General features: G+C 58.3%; 15 protein-coding genes. 9 read left to right on the top strand and 6 right to left on the bottom strand.

Annotated features, from left to right (window positions below):
- The first annotated feature begins 33 nt into the window (after nt 1–33).
- The 6 genes from ACQY4Z_RS05770 (at nt 34) to ACQY4Z_RS05745 (ending at nt 5,834) form a co-directional block, all read left to right on the top strand.
- Complete coding sequence (locus ACQY4Z_RS05770; protein ID WP_420339249.1) at nt 34–837, top strand: GntR family transcriptional regulator; 804 nt, start codon at nt 34–36, stop codon at nt 835–837.
- The gene (gene leuC / locus ACQY4Z_RS05765; RefSeq protein ID WP_428527485.1) at nt 834–2,240 is read left to right on the top strand and encodes a 3-isopropylmalate dehydratase large subunit; all 1,407 of its coding nucleotides are present in this window, start codon (nt 834–836) and stop codon (nt 2,238–2,240) included. The genes ACQY4Z_RS05770 and leuC overlap by 4 nt, the downstream gene beginning before the upstream one ends.
- Nucleotides 2,240–2,878 (top strand): 3-isopropylmalate dehydratase small subunit, encoded by a 639-nt coding sequence (gene leuD / locus ACQY4Z_RS05760; RefSeq protein WP_428527483.1) that lies wholly within the window; start codon nt 2,240–2,242, stop codon nt 2,876–2,878. Before leuC ends, leuD begins: the two co-directional genes overlap by 1 nt.
- A 65-nt stretch (nt 2,879–2,943) precedes the next feature.
- Nucleotides 2,944–3,957: a TRAP transporter substrate-binding protein DctP gene (gene dctP, locus ACQY4Z_RS05755; RefSeq protein WP_428527481.1), complete on the top strand. Its 1,014-nt coding sequence runs from the start codon at nt 2,944–2,946 to the stop codon at nt 3,955–3,957.
- A gap of 63 nt (nt 3,958–4,020) precedes the next feature.
- Nucleotides 4,021–4,527 (top strand): TRAP transporter small permease, encoded by a 507-nt coding sequence (locus ACQY4Z_RS05750; protein WP_428527479.1) that lies wholly within the window; start codon nt 4,021–4,023, stop codon nt 4,525–4,527.
- A complete protein-coding gene (locus ACQY4Z_RS05745) occupies nt 4,527–5,834 on the top strand; it encodes a TRAP transporter large permease (RefSeq protein WP_428527477.1) in 1,308 nt (435 codons plus the stop codon). The genes ACQY4Z_RS05750 and ACQY4Z_RS05745 overlap by 1 nt, the downstream gene beginning before the upstream one ends.
- Nucleotides 5,835–5,944: 110 nt before the next feature.
- Here the strand turns inward: ACQY4Z_RS05745 and ACQY4Z_RS05740 are convergent, their stop codons facing one another.
- From ACQY4Z_RS05740 to ACQY4Z_RS05730, 3 genes are read right to left on the bottom strand one after another with little or no spacing between them, the layout of a single operon-like run.
- Nucleotides 5,945–6,820 (bottom strand): transglutaminase family protein, encoded by an 876-nt coding sequence (locus tag ACQY4Z_RS05740; protein ID WP_428527475.1) that lies wholly within the window; start codon nt 6,818–6,820, stop codon nt 5,945–5,947.
- A 17-nt stretch (nt 6,821–6,837) separates the two neighbouring features.
- Nucleotides 6,838–9,234 carry a circularly permuted type 2 ATP-grasp protein gene (locus ACQY4Z_RS05735; RefSeq protein ID WP_428527473.1) on the bottom strand — a complete coding sequence of 799 codons (2,397 nt, stop codon included), beginning with the start codon at nt 9,232–9,234 and terminating at the stop codon, nt 6,838–6,840.
- Entirely contained in the window at nt 9,231–12,647 is a 3,417-nt protein-coding gene (locus ACQY4Z_RS05730) for a DUF2126 domain-containing protein (RefSeq protein ID WP_428527471.1), read from the bottom strand. The genes ACQY4Z_RS05735 and ACQY4Z_RS05730 overlap by 4 nt, the downstream gene beginning before the upstream one ends.
- A 256-nt stretch (nt 12,648–12,903) precedes the next feature.
- On the opposite strand from ACQY4Z_RS05730, the gene ACQY4Z_RS05725 reads away from it, so the two are divergent.
- A complete protein-coding gene (locus tag ACQY4Z_RS05725; RefSeq protein WP_428527469.1) occupies nt 12,904–13,788 on the top strand; it encodes a homocysteine S-methyltransferase family protein in 885 nt (294 codons plus the stop codon).
- A 22-nt stretch (nt 13,789–13,810) separates the two neighbouring features.
- On the opposite strand, the gene ACQY4Z_RS05720 is transcribed toward ACQY4Z_RS05725, so the two are convergent.
- Complete coding sequence (locus tag ACQY4Z_RS05720; protein ID WP_428527467.1) at nt 13,811–14,089, bottom strand: hypothetical protein; 279 nt, start codon at nt 14,087–14,089, stop codon at nt 13,811–13,813.
- 391 nt (nt 14,090–14,480) lie between these two features.
- Between ACQY4Z_RS05720 and cysQ the strand changes: the two genes are divergently transcribed.
- Nucleotides 14,481–15,326: a 3'(2'),5'-bisphosphate nucleotidase CysQ gene (gene cysQ, locus ACQY4Z_RS05715; protein ID WP_428527465.1), complete on the top strand. Its 846-nt coding sequence runs from the start codon at nt 14,481–14,483 to the stop codon at nt 15,324–15,326.
- Between the two features lie 95 nt (nt 15,327–15,421).
- Nucleotides 15,422–16,453, top strand: a complete 1,032-nt coding sequence (gene galE, locus ACQY4Z_RS05710) for a UDP-glucose 4-epimerase GalE (RefSeq protein WP_428527463.1) — start codon at nt 15,422–15,424, stop codon at nt 16,451–16,453.
- A gap of 4 nt (nt 16,454–16,457) precedes the next feature.
- Here galE and ACQY4Z_RS05705 read toward each other — a convergent pair whose 3' ends face one another.
- Together ACQY4Z_RS05705 and purB are read right to left on the bottom strand one after the other, a co-directional pair.
- On the bottom strand, nt 16,458–17,207 hold the full coding sequence (locus ACQY4Z_RS05705) for a metallophosphoesterase family protein (RefSeq protein ID WP_428527461.1): 750 nt from the start codon (nt 17,205–17,207) through the stop codon (nt 16,458–16,460).
- A 137-nt stretch (nt 17,208–17,344) separates the two neighbouring features.
- Nucleotides 17,345–18,673 carry an adenylosuccinate lyase gene (gene purB / locus ACQY4Z_RS05700; RefSeq protein WP_133953011.1) on the bottom strand — a complete coding sequence of 443 codons (1,329 nt, stop codon included), beginning with the start codon at nt 18,671–18,673 and terminating at the stop codon, nt 17,345–17,347.
- Nucleotides 18,674–18,782: the final 109 nt, after the last annotated feature.

Here is an 18,782-nt window from a genome sequence, read left to right as displayed (position 1 = left end):
ACCATTGAGCTTTACCCACGGAGGCTTGCGTACGTGAACAAGCATGCGAAATCGGTGTTGCCGGAAGGCGCAAAGGCGCGGCAGGTCTACCTGTCTCTCCGTGATCAGATTTCCGATGGCAGGTTTCAGGACGGACAAACCCTCCCGGGCGAACAGAAACTCTCCGAGGTCTTTGGCGTATCGCGCGTGACAGTACGTCGGGCGCTTGATGCGTTGGCCGCCTCAGGCCTCATCATCCGGCGTGCTGGCAGCGGGACAACGGTCTCGACAGCGGGTCAACTGGACAAACCGGTCGCCATGAACCTTGCGACTCTGATGCCGCAACTTGTTGAAATGGGTCAAAGCACAACGGCGCGCCTTCTGTCCTTTTCATACGATGCTGCGCCGGATTTCGTGGCATCCGCTCTCGGGCTGCCGGGCGATGAACAAGTCCAGATCGCAACCCGTGTCCGGAGCACGAACCAGACACCTTTTTCACACCTGACAACCTATGTCCCGGCTGAAATCGCTCGCAACTATTCAGAAAATGATCTGGCGACGACCCCGCTTTTCAAATTGCTGGAGCGTGGCGGTGTCCAGATCAAGGATGCTCATCAGTCGGTTTCCGCAACCCTTGCCGGCCCGGAAGTTGCCGACGCTCTCGAAGTCGCTGTCGGCTCTGCGCTTCTGTCCTTGCGCCGCGTGGTCAAGGACGTTGATGGCAACGGTGTGGAGTATTTGGCCGGACTTTACCGCCCGGACATGTTCCGGCTTGAGATGCCACTGACCCGCGTTGGGGATGGCAATGCCCGTCATTGGGAACCGGCGATTGGCAAGGCGCACGAGGAGGGTGCATGACTGCGGCCGCGACCCTTCTCGATAAGCTTTGGTCGTCGCACGAAGTGCTGACCCGTGAAGACGGGACATCGCTTTTGTGGGTGGACCGGCACCTTGTGCATGAAGGGTCCCATCATGCGTTCGCCAAACTAGCCGAGCGTGGTGCGGCCGTCGCTGAACCCGAATTGACCTTTGCCGTTGTTGATCACTATGCGCCAACGCGCCACCGAGAACATATTGCGGATCCCAAGATCCGCCGCATGATTCAAACACTGCGCGCGAATGCGACACAGCACGGTTTGCGTTTGTTCGATCTCATGGATCCGGCGCAGGGCATCGTGCATGTCGTGGGACCGGAGCAGGGCCTGACCTTGCCAGGTTTGTTGATCAATTGTGGCGACAGCCACACATCGACCCACGGTGCATTTGGTGCACTCGCCTTTGGCATCGGAGCGACGGAAGTTGCTCATGTTCTTGCGACACAAACCGTCTGGCAGAAAAAGCCAGCGGCCATGCGCATCGTCGTCGACGGAAAACTGGCCGAGGGCATCAGCGCCAAGGATATTGCGCTCAATTGGATTGCAAAACTTGGGTCCGACGGCGCACGGGGACACGCGATCGAATATGCCGGAAGCGCGATCCGGGACCTGTCCATGGAAGGGCGGATGACCCTCTGCAACCTTTCGATCGAAGGTGGCGGCCGCTTTGGCATGGTCGCGCCCGATGACACTACCCTTGCCTATCTGAAGGGGCGGCCCTTCGCGCCAACCGGCGAAGCTTTTGAAGAAGCTCAGAAAAAGTGGCAGAAACTGCGCTCGGACGAGGATGCGATCTTTGCCAAGGATGTAAATTTGGCCGCAGAAGAGATCGCCCCAACAGTCACTTGGGGCACGAGCCCTGAGCAAGCCTTGCCGGTTAGCGCAACGCTTCCTGATCCGTCCCGTTTGTCAGACGAAAAGCAAAAGGCTGCGCGCGACGCGCTGGACTATATGGGTCTGGCCGCGGGGCGCCCGATCGAAGGCACGCCGGTCGATCAGGTGTTCCTCGGTTCATGTACCAACGGGCGTATCGAAGATCTCCGCGCGGCCGCAGCTGTCCTTGCAGGACGCACTGCGAAGGTGCCCGGACTGGTTTCTCCGGGCTCGGCCCTTGTCCGCCACCAGGCAGAACAAGAAGGTCTGGACCAGATTTTTCGGGAAGCCGGTTTGGAATGGTCCGCGTCCGGCTGTTCGATGTGTGTCGGCATGAACGGCGACATCGTTGCGCCGGGCAAGCGCTGTGCATCGTCGACAAACCGGAATTTTCGCGGGCGCCAAGGCCCCGGTGCCCGCACGCATCTCATGTCACCGGCAATGGTCGCAGCCGCCGCTGTGACCGGCACCATCACCGATGTTCGCCCTCTCTTGAAGGGGAGGGCAGTCTGATGGCTGGCTGGACGGAACATCAGGGGCTAGCGGTGGTTTTGCCGGTTCACAACATCGATACGGATCAGTTGATTCCGGCCCGGTTCATGTCGACGCCACGGTCAGAGGGGTATGGACAGTTCCTCCTTCATGATCTTAGGCGTCTGGAGGGCGGATCGGAATGTCCGGACTTTCCGCTCAACCAGTTTCCGCAGGCCAGCGTCTTGATCGCGGGCCGGAATTTCGGCAGCGGCTCTTCGCGCGAAGCCGCGGTCTACGCTTTGGTGGATGCGGGTTTTAAGGCCGTGGTGGCACCGAGCTTCGGCGACATCTTTGCGAGCAATGCGGTCAACAACGGTCTGCTGCCGGCGCTCGTTTCCGAAGCCGATCTTGAGCGCCTGACGGGCGAACTCAACGAAGGCGGTGGTTCGGCACACATTCACCTGGAGCACGGACACATCATCGTCGGTGGATCCGAAGTCCCGTTCTCGCTCGACAACAGCTGGCGAACAAAGCTGATCAACGGGTGGGACGACATCGATCTGACACTGCAGCACGAACTCGCGATCGAGAAACACAAGCAAGATCGCAGAACAACTTCTTCCTGGGTTTGGCCCAACGCGGAAGACCAGAACTCTCAAGTGAATGGGAGCCAATAGCTGAGGGGCCAGCCTTGAAAACATAGGGACCAACAGAGGGACGTCCCGCAAAGTGGAGTGAGACTATGAAAAATATCCTCGTAGCTGGCCTGGTTGCCAGTGCATCACTGTTCACAGCGACCGCGTATGCGGAAGACAGGATTTCCGCAGTTCATGCGTTCCCGGAAACGCTGATCTACACCAAAAGCTTCCTGTCCTTCGTCGACAAGGTCAACGAAGCTGGAAAGGGCGTGATCCAGATTGATGTGCGCGGCGGGCCGGAAGCCATTGGCATGTTCCAGCAGCCGGATGCCGTGCGTGACGGCATTGTCGACATGGTTTACACGCCAGGCTCCTTTTATGGCGGCGCACTGCCGGAAAAAGACGCGATGGTTGGCTCCAACCTGACCGCCGTTGAGACCCGTCAGAACGGTGGTACGGAGCTGATTGATCAGATCCACCAGGAAAAAATGGGCCTGAAATACCTTGGCTGGTTTGACAGTGGCGTCTGCTACAATCTCTGGACCCGCGACGAGCCGACCTTCGATGCCAACGGCAATCTTGAGGTGGAAGGCCTGAAACTGCGCGGCAACAACGTCTACAACGCGTTTTTCTCCAACTACCTCGGCGCACAGGTCATCGATCTGCCGACCGGTGAAGTCTATGCTGCCCTGCAGCGAGGTGTTGTTGATGCAACCGGCTGGACCCAGATTGGTCTGATCGATCTGAAATGGAACGAGTTCCTGAACTACCGCATCGAGCCCTGCTTCTTCTCCACGGACCTTGGCGTGATCGTGAACCTGGAGAAATGGGATTCCCTGTCTGATGAATCCAAGAAGATCCTGCAGGACGTCGCCATCCAGCATGAGAAGGACAGTGTTGAGGCTCTGCGCAAGAAGCGGGATGAGGACTTTGCAGCGCTTGATGCTGCCGGCATGATCTCTGTCTCTTTGGAAGGTGAAGCGAAGGCCAACTACCTCGCAGCAGCCCGCGAAAAGACGTGGGAGCGCATGAAGGGCCTGATGGCAGAACAGCCGGGCGGTACCGACAATTACGACCGCTTGATCGAATTGTTCTACGATTTCGACGCTGCAAAATAAGCACTTGAAACACGGGCTCGCGGGAATCGCGGGCCCTCCTTTTTGCTGGAACAGGCGGCCTTCATGACAACACTCAAGAAAGCCTACAACGCCTTGATCGATGCAATGGCGATTGCAGCCGGGGCAACGCTTGTGTGGCTTATGGTATCGGTGGTCGGCTCTGTGCTCATGCGAAACTTGGGTATGCAGCCGTTTGCCTGGCTGTTTACGTCAGCCGAATACGGACTTCTCTATATGACCATGCTGGGGGCACCATGGCTGGTGCGCGAAAAAGGGCATGTGCATATCGAGCTCATTACGTCGATCTTGCCACCAGCCGTCCGGAACGTTGTGAGCCGGAGTGTTGCGCTCGCCTGTGTGCTGGTCTGTCTTATTCTGGCGTGGCAAGGCGTAGAGCTTTTTTTGAAAAATATCGAGCGCGGCGATTATGACACGCGTGCCTATTATTACCCGCGCTGGCTTCTCACGATCTCCTTTCCCGTCAGCTTCGGGCTGATGGCAATAGAGTTTTCGCGCTTTGTCGCCGGGCCGGACACCCTCCATACCGGCGAAGCAGGGATACACGAATAATGGAATGGTATGAGGCGCTCGCCCTTTTGCTGGGTGTGATCGTGGCCCTCATGGCGATCGGGATGCCGGTCGCCTTGGCGTTTCTTGCGGCGAACATCGTGGGCGCCTGGATCTTCATGGGCGGGGAGCGGGGCATTGGCCAGCTGCTCAACAATGGCCTTGGGTCGATGACGAAGTTCGCCCTGGTCCCCATCCCATTATTCTTGTTGATGGGGGAGATCTTCTTTCACACGGGTCTCGGCAACCGTATGTTCACGGCCATCGACAAGTTACTCGGCCGGCTTCCTGGGCGCCTCAGCTATGTCACGGTGATGGGCGGCACCGCGTTCTCCACTCTCTCTGGCTCATCCATGGGATCGACCGCGCTTCTTGGCTCGCTCATGGTCCCCGAGATGAACCGTCGCGGTTACAAGACCCATATGAGCATTGGTCCGATCCTTGGGACCGGTGGTTTGGCCATTATCATCCCGCCATCTGCTCTTGCCGTTCTTTTGGCAACGCTTGCGCAGATCGATGTTGGCGCCTTGCTGATTGCAGGGGTCATTCCGGGACTCATCCTGGCAGGATTCTACATCGCCACCATTTGGCTTCAGACGAAACTCGATCCGTCCGCTGCGCCAGCCTATGATGTGGAACCGATGTCCCTCGGTGCCAAACTCTCGCTCCTGGTGCGCGAGGTAGTACCGATGGTGGGCGTAATGGTGATCATAATTACACTGATGATCAATGGTTTCATCACGCCATCAGAAGCGGCTGCCTTCGGCGCGCTGGGCGTTCTCGTTCTGGCTGCCGTCTTCCGCTGCCTCACGTGGGAGGCCATGCGCAAATCGATCACCGGCGCGCTACGGGTCACCCTGATGGCCTACCTGATTGTGTTCGGCTCGGCCACTTTCAGCCAGCTGCTTGCATTTTCGGGGGCCTCCCGCGGGCTGGTCAACTGGGCAACATCCTTTGAGCTGGCACCGATCGCGATGCTACTCGTGATGTTTGCGGTTCTTTTGATCCTTGGCATGTTTATGGAGCAGATCTCGATCATGCTGCTGACAGTGCCGATTTTCTTCCCGCTTGCACTGACGCTGGGTTTCGATCCGATCTGGTTTGGCCTCATCATGCTCTTGTCGCTGGAAATCAGCTTTACAACACCGCCCTTTGGGCTGTTGTTGTTCGTGATGAAGGGGGTCGCGCCCCCTGGCACAACCATGCGCGACATTTACACCTCGGCTTTCCCATTCATTGGCTGCTCGCTGCTGGTTGTCGCATTGCTGGTCTTGTTTCCGGGCCTGGCGCTTTGGTTGCCGGGGTTGTAGGAGGCAATTGAGAAGGCTCTGACAAGCTGCCCACAACAGTGGGTCTGAGTGATGTGGTCTGTGCTTGAGACAACTGTGTGCAGCCTCGGGCGAACGTCAGGCCGCTCAAGTCAAAGTGGGCGAACATCGACTGCGTGAAAGCTGCTTTGGTTGCCGGAAGATCTGAGGACGCCTTTGACAGGCGCCACATCCGAATAGTCGCGACCATAGGCAACCACGATATGGTCCAGACCGGCAAAGCAGGCATTTGTTGGATCGTACTCGATCCAGCCTGTTTCGACGCCGCACCATGCGCAAACCCAAGCATGCATGGCATCCGCGCCCTCAAGGCGCGGCTGGCCTTTGGGGGGCAAGGTTCTCAAGAAGCCGGACACATATCCTGCTGGAATTCCGAGTGCCCGCAAGCCTGAAATCATGATGTGCGAAAAGTCCTGGCACACGCCATGGCGTTTTGCAAAAGCCTCTGCCGGCGGCGTGGTCACATCGGTGGCCTCAGGATCGAAGCTCATTGTTTCGTGCAAAGCCTTTCCGAAGCGCTCTACGAACTGCATGACCGAGAGGCCCTCATCTGCTTGGGCCTTTGCAAATTCGGTTATGGATGGATCGGGTGCGACCCTTGGCGACCTGCCCGTGTAGTGCGCCGGTGCGACTGCGGTCAGGCTCCGGTTTGCAATCACCTCTTGTTCAAGAGCCTGGAGATCGGGTGAAAAGTCCAGACCGGCAGCGGGGTGAAGCCGTTCAACTGTGGCCTTTAACGTTAGTTCGATCTTGTCAATTGGCTCATGAAAGACAAGCACGGTCATAACATTTCCAAAAAAGTCCCGGGTGTCGTGACGTTCCTGAGGTTTGGGATCGATGGTCAACAAACGGGCTGGAACGATCTGTTTGCCTGGAACGTCGGAGGGCAAAAGCCGGACGAGCGTTCGGGCGTGTTCAGATGGCGCACCATAATCATATCCGACAGTCAGGCGAATTTCGTAGCGCATTAGTTTTCGTTCCGATCCTAGATCAGATAATTGGTGGTCAGACGGTCCGAGACTTCGGACAGACGTATGCGAACGCGCTCAAGCCGCCGTGCGTTCATTTCTGATGGCGAGGCAACAGACAGCTGTGCTTCCAGAGGCAGCAGCAACCGGAGCACCGATGAAACACGGCCGCTTATCCGCGCATTCGGCAAGCCTTCTGCAATGCGCCGCATGGCTGTGACCTGAAACAGAATTGCGCGTGGATTGCTGGCATCAAGCGCCAGGAGGTCGGTGACCGTTTCGGTGGTTGGATCGATCCGGTAGCGCCGTTGATGGGTGATGACGCTGTCAGCATATTCAAGGGCGACATCCGGAAAACCTGGCCCAGCCTCTTCGCCGGCAAATGCCATCAACACACCTGCGGCGCCGTCGGCCCGTTCAATGGCCCGGCCGAGTGTCAGGAACCGCCAACCGGATGTCCGGTGCATATTCTCGTGTACGAGTCCCTTGAAGCCCGTAATTTTTCTCAAAAGGATACCGAGCGCTCTGGCCGTATCGTCTCCGCGCGCAAGGTCCGGGGTCAGATCTCTCAAGCTGTTGGTGAGATCGGCGAGCGCCGCCCAACCATCGATGGAAAACCGGTCGCGGACTTTGCCCGCAGACACCCGGGCAGCGCTCAACGGCGGGTTCAGAGCTGTGATAACGGCCTTATCTGGATCGAGCGACAGCAGCCGGAGCTGTTCCGCGATCTGAACAAGTCGTGGGTCTTGGTCGTAGCCGGCTTCAGCAAGCCGCAAATGATAGCCCCGCATCAGACGGATTACGCCCTCGGCCCTTTCAATGTAGCGTCCAAGCCAAAAGAGATTGTCTGCTGCCCGGCTGGGCAAGACGCTCGGGCCTTGACGCCGGAAGTTTTTCGCATCGAAAAGCGTCTCCTGCCGGACAGCGCTGTCTCTCATGACCCAGACGTCGGCAACCGAACCGCCTTGTTGCATGGATAAAGCTGTGGCATCGCCGTGGCGGCCAATCCGGGCATAGCCTCCGGGGAGGAATACCCAGCCTTGCGCGGTTCGGGCTGCAAAGACACGAATGCTCATGGGGCGGGGGACAAGACGATTGTCTTCCCAGACCGGCGTGGTGGACAACGTCACGGCTTCCTGGCCGACAAGCTGGCCGGCACGGCTGTCTATCCAGGCTGAGAGAGCCTTTTGTGTTTGCAGCGCCGGATCTTGTCTTGGCCCATCTGTTCGGCCGATGTCGAAGGGCAGCGCCCGGCTGAAAGCCTCACCAATGAACAAGTCTTTGGCATGGGCTTTCACGTAATCCCGCTCGGCGGCCTGTCCGCACCACCAGGTTGCCAGATTTGGAAGCTTGAGCGGTTCACCGAGAACAACATCTGAAATCTGCGGCAGAAATGCCATGAGCGCTCTGGTTTCCAGTATTCCGGACCCAAGACTGTTGACCAGATTTACATTGGATTGCCGGATGGCATCGACAAGACCCGGGGTGCCCAGGTGAGATGTTTCGTCAAGTTCCAATGGATCTGCATAGGAGGCGTCCAGACGGCGCCACAGAACACTGACCGGTTTCGGACCGGACACCGTCCGCATCTGCACGGTGCCATCCTGCACAAGAAGATCTGCTCCCTCCAGAAGCGTCAGGCCAAGATAACGCGCGATGTAGGTGTGTTCAAAGTAGGTATCGTTGCCGGGGCCAGGCGTCAGGATGGCGGTGCGCCCGCCCTCTGTCGACGGCAGATCATCCATGGCATCGCGAAAGGCGCGGAAGAAACCGGCCAAACGCTGAACTCTGGACTGGGGAAACGGTTCGGGAAACACCCGTACGGTCGCCATCCGGTTTTCCAGTGCAAAGCCAGCACCAGACGGGGCCTGCGTTCTGTCGCCCAGCACCAGCCAGGATCCGTCCGGGCTGCGGCCGATTTCAAACGCCAGAAAATGGAGATGGTGGCCTGAAGCCGGTGTTAAACCGACCAGTGGACGCTGCCATTCCGGGTTCTGGGCGACCAGCTCTGCGGGCAAGTGGCCGTCGCGGACAAGGGTCGCGTCGCCGTAAAGATCGGCAACAACCCGCTCCAAAAGCTCAGCGCGTTGCGTCAGCGCTTCGCAGATTTCTGTCCACTCTCTCTCATGCAAAATCACTGGAATATGGCTGAGGGGCCAGTCGCGTTCCTGATGAGAGTCTGTGCTGTACTGACGAAAAAACACACCTGCATCCCGCAGGTATTGATCCCCGCGGGCGAAACCGGCGGTGATTTGCTCTTGTGACAATCGCGACAGCTGCTGAATGAATGAACCCCAAACCGGGCGCATCACTCCGTCCGGGTCGAGCAGCTCGTCGGCAACACCTGATTGAACGGCATAATCCCGCAACAAGGGATTGGTTTCCGCGAGCGCCTCTTCCGCCGGGGTGGTCATATCAGCCCGCCCTGGCGCCGTAGATCAAGGGTCATTGGAAATTCCGGGTGCGGTGCTTCCCAAACGGGGGTGTACTGTCCGGTGGAATGGCCGAAACCTTCAAACCGGGCCAGCCGGCGTGCTTCTGCTTCATTGCCGTTGACCGGAAACGTGTCGTAGTTCCGGCCGCCTGGATGTGCCACATGATAAACGCATCCGCCGACCGGCCGCGAAGACCAGCGGTCGTAGATGTCGAAGGTCAAAGGGGCGTTGACGGGCAGAACGGGGTGCAACGCTTCTGCAGGTTGCCAGGCTTTGAAACGGACGCCGCCAACATTGACCCCGGAGGTGCCCGCCTCTGTCATCGGTATGGGCCGTTGATTGCACATGACGGCATAGCGGTCCTTGAAGGCGGTGGTCATCTTTACCTGCAGGCGCTCTACAGAGCTGTCGGTGTATCTGACCGTTCCACCGATCGCTCCGGTCTCGCCCAGGACATGCCAAGGCTCCAGGGCCTGGCGGATTTCCAGCTGAACGCCTTCGACATCGACTGCCCCACAAAACGGGAAACGGAACTCAGCTTGGGCTTCATACCAAACCGGATCGAGTTCGAAGCCATGGTCTTTCAAGTCTGTCAGAACGGCCAAAAAATCCTGCCAGACAAAGTGCGGGAGCATGTATCGATCATGAAGAACGGTGCCCCAGCGCACCGGCTGACCCGTTACCGGTTTCGCCCAGCATCGGGCAATGATTGCGCGCAAGAGCAGCTGCTGCGCAAGGTTCATGCGGGGATGCGGTGGCATTTCAAAACCGCGGAACTCCACAAGTCCCAAACGGCCGGTCGGACCATCTGGCGAATAAAGTTTGTCGATGCAGATTTCTGCCCGGTGGGTGTTGCCGGTCACATCCGTCAACATGTTCCGCAGCAAGCGGTCAACAAGCCAAGGAGGTGTGTAGTCTCCTGAGTCCGGTCCGGAAATCTGCGACAGGGCGATTTCAAGCTCGTACAGAGTATCGTGCCTTGCCTCGTCGATCCGCGGAGCTTGGCTGGTCGGACCGATAAACAGGCCGGAAAACAAGTAGGATAGGGAGGGGTGCCGCTGCCACAGCAAGATCAATGATTTCAGAAGGTCTGGCCGTCGCAAAAACGGACTGTTTTCCAGTGTTGCGCCGCCAACGACCACATGGTTCCCGCCACCGGTTCCCGTGTGGCGGCCATCGATCATGAATTTGTCGGCTCCCAAGCGGCATTGTCGGGCCTCTTCGTAGATCGCTTCCGTCGTCGTGACACAATCGTCCCAGTTTGCAGCGGGATGAATGTTGACCTCCAGAACGCCGGGGTCCGGAGCGACCCGGACGACGTTGAGCCTTGAGTCATTCGGTGGTCCATATCCCTCGATATGAACCTTGAGGCCAAGCTGTTCTGCACTCAGCTCTGCAGCGGCGAGAAGCTCGAGGTACTCTTCAAGACGTTCGACGGGCGGCATGAAGATGCACAGCCGACCCTCGCGCAATTCGATCGCAAGTGCGGTTCGGACGGATCCATCGGATGGATCGACCCCTCCTTGCGGGACAACAGTTTGCACATCCCCGGTTTCTCGCTGTGTCTGTACCGGTTGGGAATGCTCAGCACTTGCCTCTGGCAAAAGCTCAGCTTTTTCCTTCTCCTCTGCGACGAGCCGGTCAATTTCCTCCTGAATGGCACGCCGGCGTTTCTGTGTGAGCTCATCCTGATAGTCCGGCAGGGCAGCCGTTTGCAGGGAAGGGTCCGCCGTGTACGTGTAGGGATAATCGACAGGCCGTATATGGGGCAGGGATCCAAGCGGCAACCGGAAACCAGCAGGGCTGTCGCCAGGGACAAGGAACAAATGCCCACGCCGAGACCGCCAGCGTTCGGACCGCCATTTAGGGCCAGTACTCTTGCTCTGCCAGCATTGGACCGGCAGCACATAGCCGACCGCTGTTTCCAGGCCGCGCCCGAACACGCGTGCAAACCGGGCCCGCTCTTCGGCGTCTTTGAGTTTGGGATTGAGCGGTGAGATGTTGTCAGGCAGGTTCGCTTCTTTCACGATCCATTCGGCTGGATCTTCAAAGACAGGCTGGACGTGGTCTTTGGGAAGGTCGAGATGCTCCGCAATCGCTTCGAGCAGCGCTCCTGCTTTGGATGGATCTTCGACAGGCTCGCTGTCCTCGAGCGCAATCAGGTCCGGGTTCTTCCAGATCTGCGTACCATCTGTCCGCCAGAAGAGTGAGAACGTCCAGCGTGGAAGGGTTTCACCTGGGTACCATTTTCCCTGCCCGTAGTGCAGCACGCCACCGGGTGCAAACCGTTCGCGCAGGCGGCGTATCAGTTTATCGGCCAATCCCCGTTTTGTCGGCCCAACCGCGGCGGTGTTCCACTCTGAACTTTCAAAATCGTCAATGGAGACAAACGTGGGTTCCCCGCCCATTGTAAGTCGGACGTCTCCGGCTTCCAGCGCTTCATCGACTTTACGCCCGGTTTGAAGAAGCCGCTCCCAGGCGTCATCGGAAAAGGGCTTTGTGATCCTCGGGTGCTCGGAAACACGCGCGATCTTCATGTCGAACTTGAAGTCGGTTTCGGCAAAAGTGGCCGTGCCCGAAATCGGAGCCGCGTTTTTGAAATGGGGCGTTGCTGCCAGCGGGATATGGCTCTCACCGGTCAGAAGACCGGATGTCGGATCAAGACCGATCCAACCAGCGCCGGGGATATACACCTCGACCCAGGCATGGAGGTCAGTGAAGTCATGATCCGTACCGGTGGGCCCGTCCAGTGCCTTCAAATCCGGTTTCAACTGGATCAGGTAGCCGGAGACGAACCGTGCGGCAAATCCGAGATGCCGGAGGACCTGAACAAGAAGCCAGCTTGAATCCCGGCACGATCCCGACCCTTTTGTGAGGGTTTCCTCAGGTGTCTGTACGCCCGGCTCGAGACGGATTGTGTAATCCACCTCTTCGGAAATCCTATGATTGAGACCAACCAGAAAATCGACCGTTCGCGTTTCGTCAGGACTGACCGACCCGATGAACTTTGCCAGCTTCGGTCCTTCCGGCTCCGGTGTCCGGTAGATGACCAAATCATCCTTGAGGTCCGGGTCGTACTCGAACGGCCAATGTTCTGCGCGGTCTTCAACGAAAAAGTCGAACGGATTGTAGACAGTCATGTCCGCAACAAGATCGACTTCGATCTTGAACTCCCGAACGGGTTCCGGGAACACGAAGCGGGCGAGCCAATTTCCATACGGATCTTGCTGGTGATTGACGAAATGGCCGCTTGGAGAAACCTTCAGGCTGTGCGAAATCACCCGTGTCCGGCTGTGCGGTGCCGGTCTCAACCTGACAATCTGCGGTGAAAGTGTCACCGGCCGGTCATAGGCATAGTGGGTTAGGTGATAAAGACTTGCATGAATGGCCATGGAGTGCTCGTGTCGTGCGGGAGGTGCACCGCACTATGGCAGAGATGATTTGCTTTGCACAAGGACCGGGGCCAAACAGCTGTTTGAATGGGGCACCTGCCAGCGGATCTGCAGTGATCGCGTGCCAACCGGTTTTCGAACGGTCTCAGCAGCGGGTTGGACTTGATCATAATGGCCAGGATTGCGTTTCAACCTTGAAAATGCCGTGTCTCAGGACTAATTGCCCGCCGATCAGGAAATCGGGAAACGAACGAGAATGAGCAACATCACGATCCTCGACGGTGGCATGGGGCAGGAACTGGTTCACCGCAGCGGGCGGGTCCCGAGCGGGCTCTGGTCGTGCGAACTCATGATGGAACGGCCGGATCTCGTCCGAGCCATTCACGACGACTTTTTTGCTGCCGGCGCTCATGTCGCAACCGTCAACAGTTATACGCTCCACCGGGATCGGCTGCGGCCCAATGGCCTTGATGATCAGTTCAAGCGGCTGCATCACCTGGCCTGTGACCTTGCCTGCCAGTCCCGGGACGCACATGGCAGCGGGCTTGTGGCGGGTTGTCTTGGTCCGCTTGGCTGGTCCTACAGCCATGACGGGGCCCCGCCGCAAGACCAATCCATCGATCTCTATGACGAAATCTGCCGGGTTCAGAAGGACCACGTAGACCTGTTTGTCATCGAAACAATCGCTTCCATCGAACAGGCACGCGCATCCCTGACCGCAGCGCTGCGGCATGATAAACCGGTCTGGATCGCTCTGACAGTTGATGATGGGGATGGTGTTGCACTTCGGTCCGGTGAGCCGCTGCATGAGGTGGTGGATGTTGTCAAGGAACTTGGACCAGAGGCGGTTTTGATCAATTGTTCGGTGCCGGAGGCGGTGACCAGGGGCATGGCCGTTCTCGGACAGTCGGGCATGAAAACCGGTGCCTATGCCAACGGGTTTACGGCCATCAAACCGGAGTTTCTCAAGAAGGGCAGCAGCGTTTCAAAACTTGCCGCGCGCACTGATTTGACACCCGAAGTCTATGCGGATCACGCCGCTGACTGGATTGATCTTGGAGCCACGATCGTCGGCGGGTGTTGTGAGGTCAGCCCTGCCCACATAGAGGAACTGTCGCGCCGGTTTAACGCTGCGCCGTGAGTGAGCGTAGCGTGGCCTTAGATTATCGCGCGGCGGCGATCGCTGCCTGACCGAGGGACAGCCCGCCATCGTTGGCTGGCAGAGTCTTCGGAACCAGAACGTCGAACCCTTGTGCCTTAAGCTGTTCAAACAGCCCATCGGCAAGGGTCGCGTTTTGCAGGACGCCGCCCGACAAGGCGATTTTCCTGATATTCCGGGACAGGGCTGCGATTTTAAGCCCATCGCCAAAGGTCCAAATCAGCCGAAACGCACTGCAATTTATGACAGTCTGCCAGCCTACCCTGGACGCGGTCCAAGACATGGATCAAATGGCAGAAATAAGCAGGCGCGAATGTGACCTCGGCAGTCACACATCATGGCGCCACGGCGCCCTGAGATAGCTGCGTTTTCAAGCGACGCCCTACTTCGTGACGGTATCCGGATGCGCAAAAGGCCTATCGGCTCTCCCTGTTGTCGTCCCCGGATTTGAGCCGAGATCTATTCTCATCGCGGCCAGGACCAACCCATCAGTTTCGCGAGCAAGTCTTTGGGACCGAGAAGGTCCCGGATCTTCGCTCTGCTGCGTCCGGGACGACATTAGCGGGGGCAACGACGTGGGGATCTTGTAGAACGTGTCGCGAGGATCTGTGGTCTTGCGCCGGAGACAAAGCTGTTCCACAAGAGCGCCATCTTTCACTCAACACGGCGCAACGATGAGCGAACTCAAACACATGACCGGGACGGCAGATGGCCAGGTGGAAACACTCTTGAACTTGGCAGTGGCTGCCGGTGCTGAGATCCTGAAAGTCTATGCCGAAGATTTCAGCGCATCGGTCAAGGGAGACGGATCCCCGGTCACCGTCGCCGATCAGGCGGCAGAGGACGTGATCCTCAAAGGACTTGCAGATCTTTTTCCGGATGTGCCGGTGGTGGCCGAAGAATCCGTCGAAGCCGGGCAGCTGCCGGAGGGCGGTGCTCGGTATTTCCTTGTTGATCCTCTGGATGGCACCAAGGAATTCGTGAAGCGCAACGGTGAGTTCACGGTTAATATTGCGCTGATCGATGAGGGAACGCCAATTTTTGGCGTGGTTTATGCGCCCGCGCTGAAAGAGGTCTACTGGGGAGGCGCCTTGCCGGGTGGCGAAGCGCAGAGTGCCTTTCAGGGGCAGGTTTCAGGTGGTGAAATCGTTGATGTTGGAAAAATCTCTGTTCGAAAGCCGCCAGAGTCGGGATTGAGTGTTTTGGCAAGCCGCTCGCATTTGTCGGAAGAAACCGAAGCGCTGATCGCAAAGCTGAAAGTCGCCGAGAAGGTCTGTGTCGGTTCCTCGCTGAAGCTGTGCTGGGTCGCTGCAGGGCGGGCGGATCTCTATCCGCGCATGGCACCGACCATGCAGTGGGACATTGCGGCCGGCGATGCGGTGGTCCGGGCTGCCGGCGGCCATGTGGTGCTTGCAGAAACCGGTGGGGACTTCGTTTACAGGCTTGCCGAGGGCGCGACTAAAGACGATCTGCGCAATCCGCATTTCATCGCGGTGAGCGATCTGGCGCTCTTGCCATGATGGGCGTTGGGGCGCGTAAGGAAACGTGAAGGTGTTATCGGCAAATATGTCGTTGGCATTATAGGCGTTCGGCACGCGGGAAAGGCAACAGTGACATGACGATCCTGATCACCGGTGGCGCAGGCTACATCGGATCCCACTGCTGCGTGACCTTGCTGGAAGCAGGTCACGATGTCGTCGTGCTCGACAACTTTTCCAACTCCAGCCCCGAAAGCCTCAAACGGATCACCGCGATCACGGGCAAGGAAGTTGCTCATGAAGAGGGTGACATCCGGGACCGGGACACACTTGAAAGGGTGCTGAAGAAGTACAACTGCTCAGGCGTCATTCACTTTGCTGGATTAAAGGCTGTCGGTGAGTCCACAAAGGTTCCGCTCAGCTATTACGCCAACAACATCACCGGAACGCTCGAGCTCTTGGCCGCCATGGAGGCGTGCAATGTGCGCCAGCTCATATTCTCCTCTTCGGCCACTGTTTATGGCGAGCCGAAGTTCCTGCCCTTGACGGAAGATCATCCGCTGAGCGCCACCAACCCCTATGGCCGCACAAAGCTGATGATTGAGGAAATTCTGGGCGATGTCTCTGCGAGTGACCCGCGATGGCGCTTCGGCATCTTGCGCTATTTCAATCCGGTCGGCGCCCACAAAAGCGGCCTGATCGGGGAAGACCCGCAAGGGATTCCGAACAACCTGATGCCGTTTGTCTCGCAAGTCGCCAGCGGTCGACGCGACAAACTCTCGGTCTTTGGCAACGACTATGACACGCGCGATGGCACCGGTGTCCGCGATTACATCCACGTGGTCGATCTGGTGGTAGGGCACCTGCGCGCCTATGAGGCCCTGTCTTCGCTCACAGACACGGACAACAGCTTTACCGTCAATCTGGGGACCGGAACCGGGTACAGCGTGCTGGAGATGGTGAAAGCCTTTGAACGGGCGTCAAACCAGGCGATCCCTTATACAATCGCTCCGAGGCGTCCCGGGGACGTCGCCGAGGTGTATGCCGACACAAACAAAGCGGCGGAGAAGCTCAATTGGACCGCGGACCGCGGCCTGGAAGACATGTGCTCCGACACCTGGAACTGGGCCTGCAAGAACCCAAAGGGCTATGGCGCGTCGAGCGATTAAAACCCTACGACAAAGGCCCGTAAAACCCGCGGCGCAATGAGCGCCCCCAGCCTGGGCGCTTGTTCTTTTCCGCTTCTAGTGCCGCAGCTTCCCAGTCGTAAGGCAGGATCTTTTCCTGAAAACTCCATCCTGATGCACCTTTGGTCATCAGCGCATACCGCGCGTGCGGGCTGCCAACTTCCATTGTGTGGCGGTTCGGGTGATCATCTTCATAAGACGGCAAGCCGACGCTGCCGGGGTTAAGGATCGTCTGCCTCGTCTCATGAAGATGAATGACCCGCGGAATATGGGTGTGACCGCAGCAGATGATCGGGGATGTTTCGCCTTTGAGCTCAGCAATCAACGTTTCTTCATCCGGCAGATGACCTTTGGGGCCCTCCACCTTTTCGGTCAAATACCGGTCGTCATTGTCCGGAGTGCCATGGCAGAGGAAAACGTCATCACTCAACCGGATGGTCTGTTCAGACGTCTTCAACCAGTCAAGGCTTTGCCGAGACAGCCGTTCGGCTGTAAAGGCGTCCGTCGGGCCCATCTTCTCTTTCGGACTTTCAAGGACGATCCGATCATGATTGCCGCGCACCGTCGGCCACTTGGTTTCCCGCAGGATCTCAGCCGTCTCCTCCGGCCACAGAGGACCGGAGACGCAATCGCCGAGATTGACGACGACATCAGGAGCTTCGCCGGTAAGATCCGCCAGCACCGCTTCCAGCGCCAGCACATTCCCGTGAATGTCCGAAACAACCGCAATTTTCATGAATGATTGCCCCATTTACACCCTGCCGTCCCTGCGAAGGCAGGGATCCAGTAACCCGGGAAGATAGACAGGAACCCTGACAGCCGTTTGAAGGTTCCGAGCCCCTGCCTGCGCAGGGGCGGCACAGGGTCGTGCGGTCAGCTCTCGCCGAACACCCGCTCAAAAATAACGTCGACGTTCTTGGTGTGATAGCCAAGATCGAAGCGGTCGCGGATTTCTTCTTCGGACAGGTAGTTGCGGACGTCTTCGTCATTGAGAAGCTCGGTCAGGAAGTCGACTTTGGCGTCGCCGGATACCTGATAGCTGTCCCAGACCTTCATCGCGTTGCGCTGAACGAGGCGGTAGGCGTCTTCACGGGAGGAGCCTGCTTGCGTCAGGGCGAGCAGGATCCGCTGGGAATGGACGAGACCGCCGAGACGGTCCATGTTGCCCATCATGCGCTCCGGGTAGACCACAAGCTTGTCGATCACACCGGTGAGGCGCGCCAGGGCAAAGTCGAGGGTCACGGTCGTGTCCGGGCCGATCATGCGCTCAACGGACGAATGCGAGATGTCACGTTCGTGCCAGAGCGCCACGTTCTCCATGGCCGGTACGGTGGACATACGCACCAGACGGGCAAGGCCGGTCAGGTTTTCGGTCAGGACCGGGTTGCGCTTGTGCGGCATCGCCGACGAGCCTTTCTGGCCCTTGGAGAAGAATTCTTCTGCTTCCAGTACTTCCGTGCGCTGCAGGTGGCGGATTTCGGTCGCAAGACGCTCGATGGACGAGGCGATGACCCCAAGGGTCGCGAAGTACATCGCGTGGCGGTCGCGCGGGATCACCTGGGTAGATACCGGCTCGGCCTTAAGCCCAAGTGCCTTGGCGACATGTTCTTCAACGCGCGGGTCGATGTTGGCGAAGGTGCCGACAGCACCGGAGATGGCACCGGTGGCGATTTCCTCGCGGGCATTCAGAAGGCGCGCCTTGCAGCGGTCGAACTCCGCATAAGCTTGAGCCATTTTCAAACCGAAAGTGACCGGTTCGGCGTGGATGCCGTGGGATCGGCCGATGGTGACCGTGTCTTTGTGCTCAAATGCTCGGCGCTTGATGGCCGCCAGCAGCTCGTCCATGTCCTTCAAAAGAAGGTCGGTCGCCTTGACCAGCTGGATGTTGAAGCAGGTGTCCAGAACATCCGACGAGGTCATGCCCTGGTGCACGAAGCGCGCATCCGGTCCAACGATCTCTGCAAGATGGGTCAGGAAGGCGATGACGTCATGCTTTGTCTCCCGCTCGATCTCGTCGATACGGTCGATGTCGAAGGTGGCGCTACCGCCTTTTTCCCAGATTGTCTTGGCAGCGTCTTCCGGGATCACGCCGAGCTCCGCCAATGCATCGCAGGCATGGGCCTCGATCTCGAACCAGATGCGGAATTTCGACTCCGGAGACCAGATATCGACCATGTCTTGGCGGGAATAGCGCGGGATCATCGCAGGTTCAGTCCTCGTCTTGGGAAGTGTTGGCTGCGGGATAGCAGAGCGCGCCCGGCCCTTCAATGGAAAGCCGCCGTTTTTGCTTGCAGCGGGCCGGGGAATATGA

It is taken from the genome of Roseibium sp. (assembly GCF_965276855.1).
Classification (GTDB): domain Bacteria; phylum Pseudomonadota; class Alphaproteobacteria; order Rhizobiales; family Stappiaceae; genus Roseibium.
The sequence above is the reverse complement of the archived record's forward strand: the minus strand, read 5'-3'. Positions and strand labels throughout refer to the sequence as shown.

Coding starts and splice junctions, on each gene's coding strand:
- leuC (WP_428527485.1), top strand. CDS start 834: ATGACTGCGGCCGCGACCCTTCTCGATAAGCTTTGGTCGTCGCACGAA.
- leuD (WP_428527483.1), top strand. CDS start 2,240: ATGGCTGGCTGGACGGAACATCAGGGGCTAGCGGTGGTTTTGCCGGTT.
- dctP (WP_428527481.1), top strand. CDS start 2,944: ATGAAAAATATCCTCGTAGCTGGCCTGGTTGCCAGTGCATCACTGTTC.
- ACQY4Z_RS05750 (WP_428527479.1), top strand. CDS start 4,021: ATGACAACACTCAAGAAAGCCTACAACGCCTTGATCGATGCAATGGCG.
- ACQY4Z_RS05745 (WP_428527477.1), top strand. CDS start 4,527: ATGGAATGGTATGAGGCGCTCGCCCTTTTGCTGGGTGTGATCGTGGCC.
- ACQY4Z_RS05740 (WP_428527475.1), bottom strand. CDS start 6,820: ATGCGCTACGAAATTCGCCTGACTGTCGGATATGATTATGGTGCGCCA.
- ACQY4Z_RS05735 (WP_428527473.1), bottom strand. CDS start 9,234: ATGACCACCCCGGCGGAAGAGGCGCTCGCGGAAACCAATCCCTTGTTG.
- ACQY4Z_RS05730 (WP_428527471.1), bottom strand. CDS start 12,647: ATGGCCATTCATGCAAGTCTTTATCACCTAACCCACTATGCCTATGAC.
- ACQY4Z_RS05725 (WP_428527469.1), top strand. CDS start 12,904: ATGAGCAACATCACGATCCTCGACGGTGGCATGGGGCAGGAACTGGTT.
- ACQY4Z_RS05720 (WP_428527467.1), bottom strand. CDS start 14,089: ATGTCTTGGACCGCGTCCAGGGTAGGCTGGCAGACTGTCATAAATTGC.
- cysQ (WP_428527465.1), top strand. CDS start 14,481: ATGAGCGAACTCAAACACATGACCGGGACGGCAGATGGCCAGGTGGAA.
- galE (WP_428527463.1), top strand. CDS start 15,422: ATGACGATCCTGATCACCGGTGGCGCAGGCTACATCGGATCCCACTGC.
- ACQY4Z_RS05705 (WP_428527461.1), bottom strand. CDS start 17,207: ATGAAAATTGCGGTTGTTTCGGACATTCACGGGAATGTGCTGGCGCTG.
- purB (WP_133953011.1), bottom strand. CDS start 18,673: ATGATCCCGCGCTATTCCCGCCAAGACATGGTCGATATCTGGTCTCCG.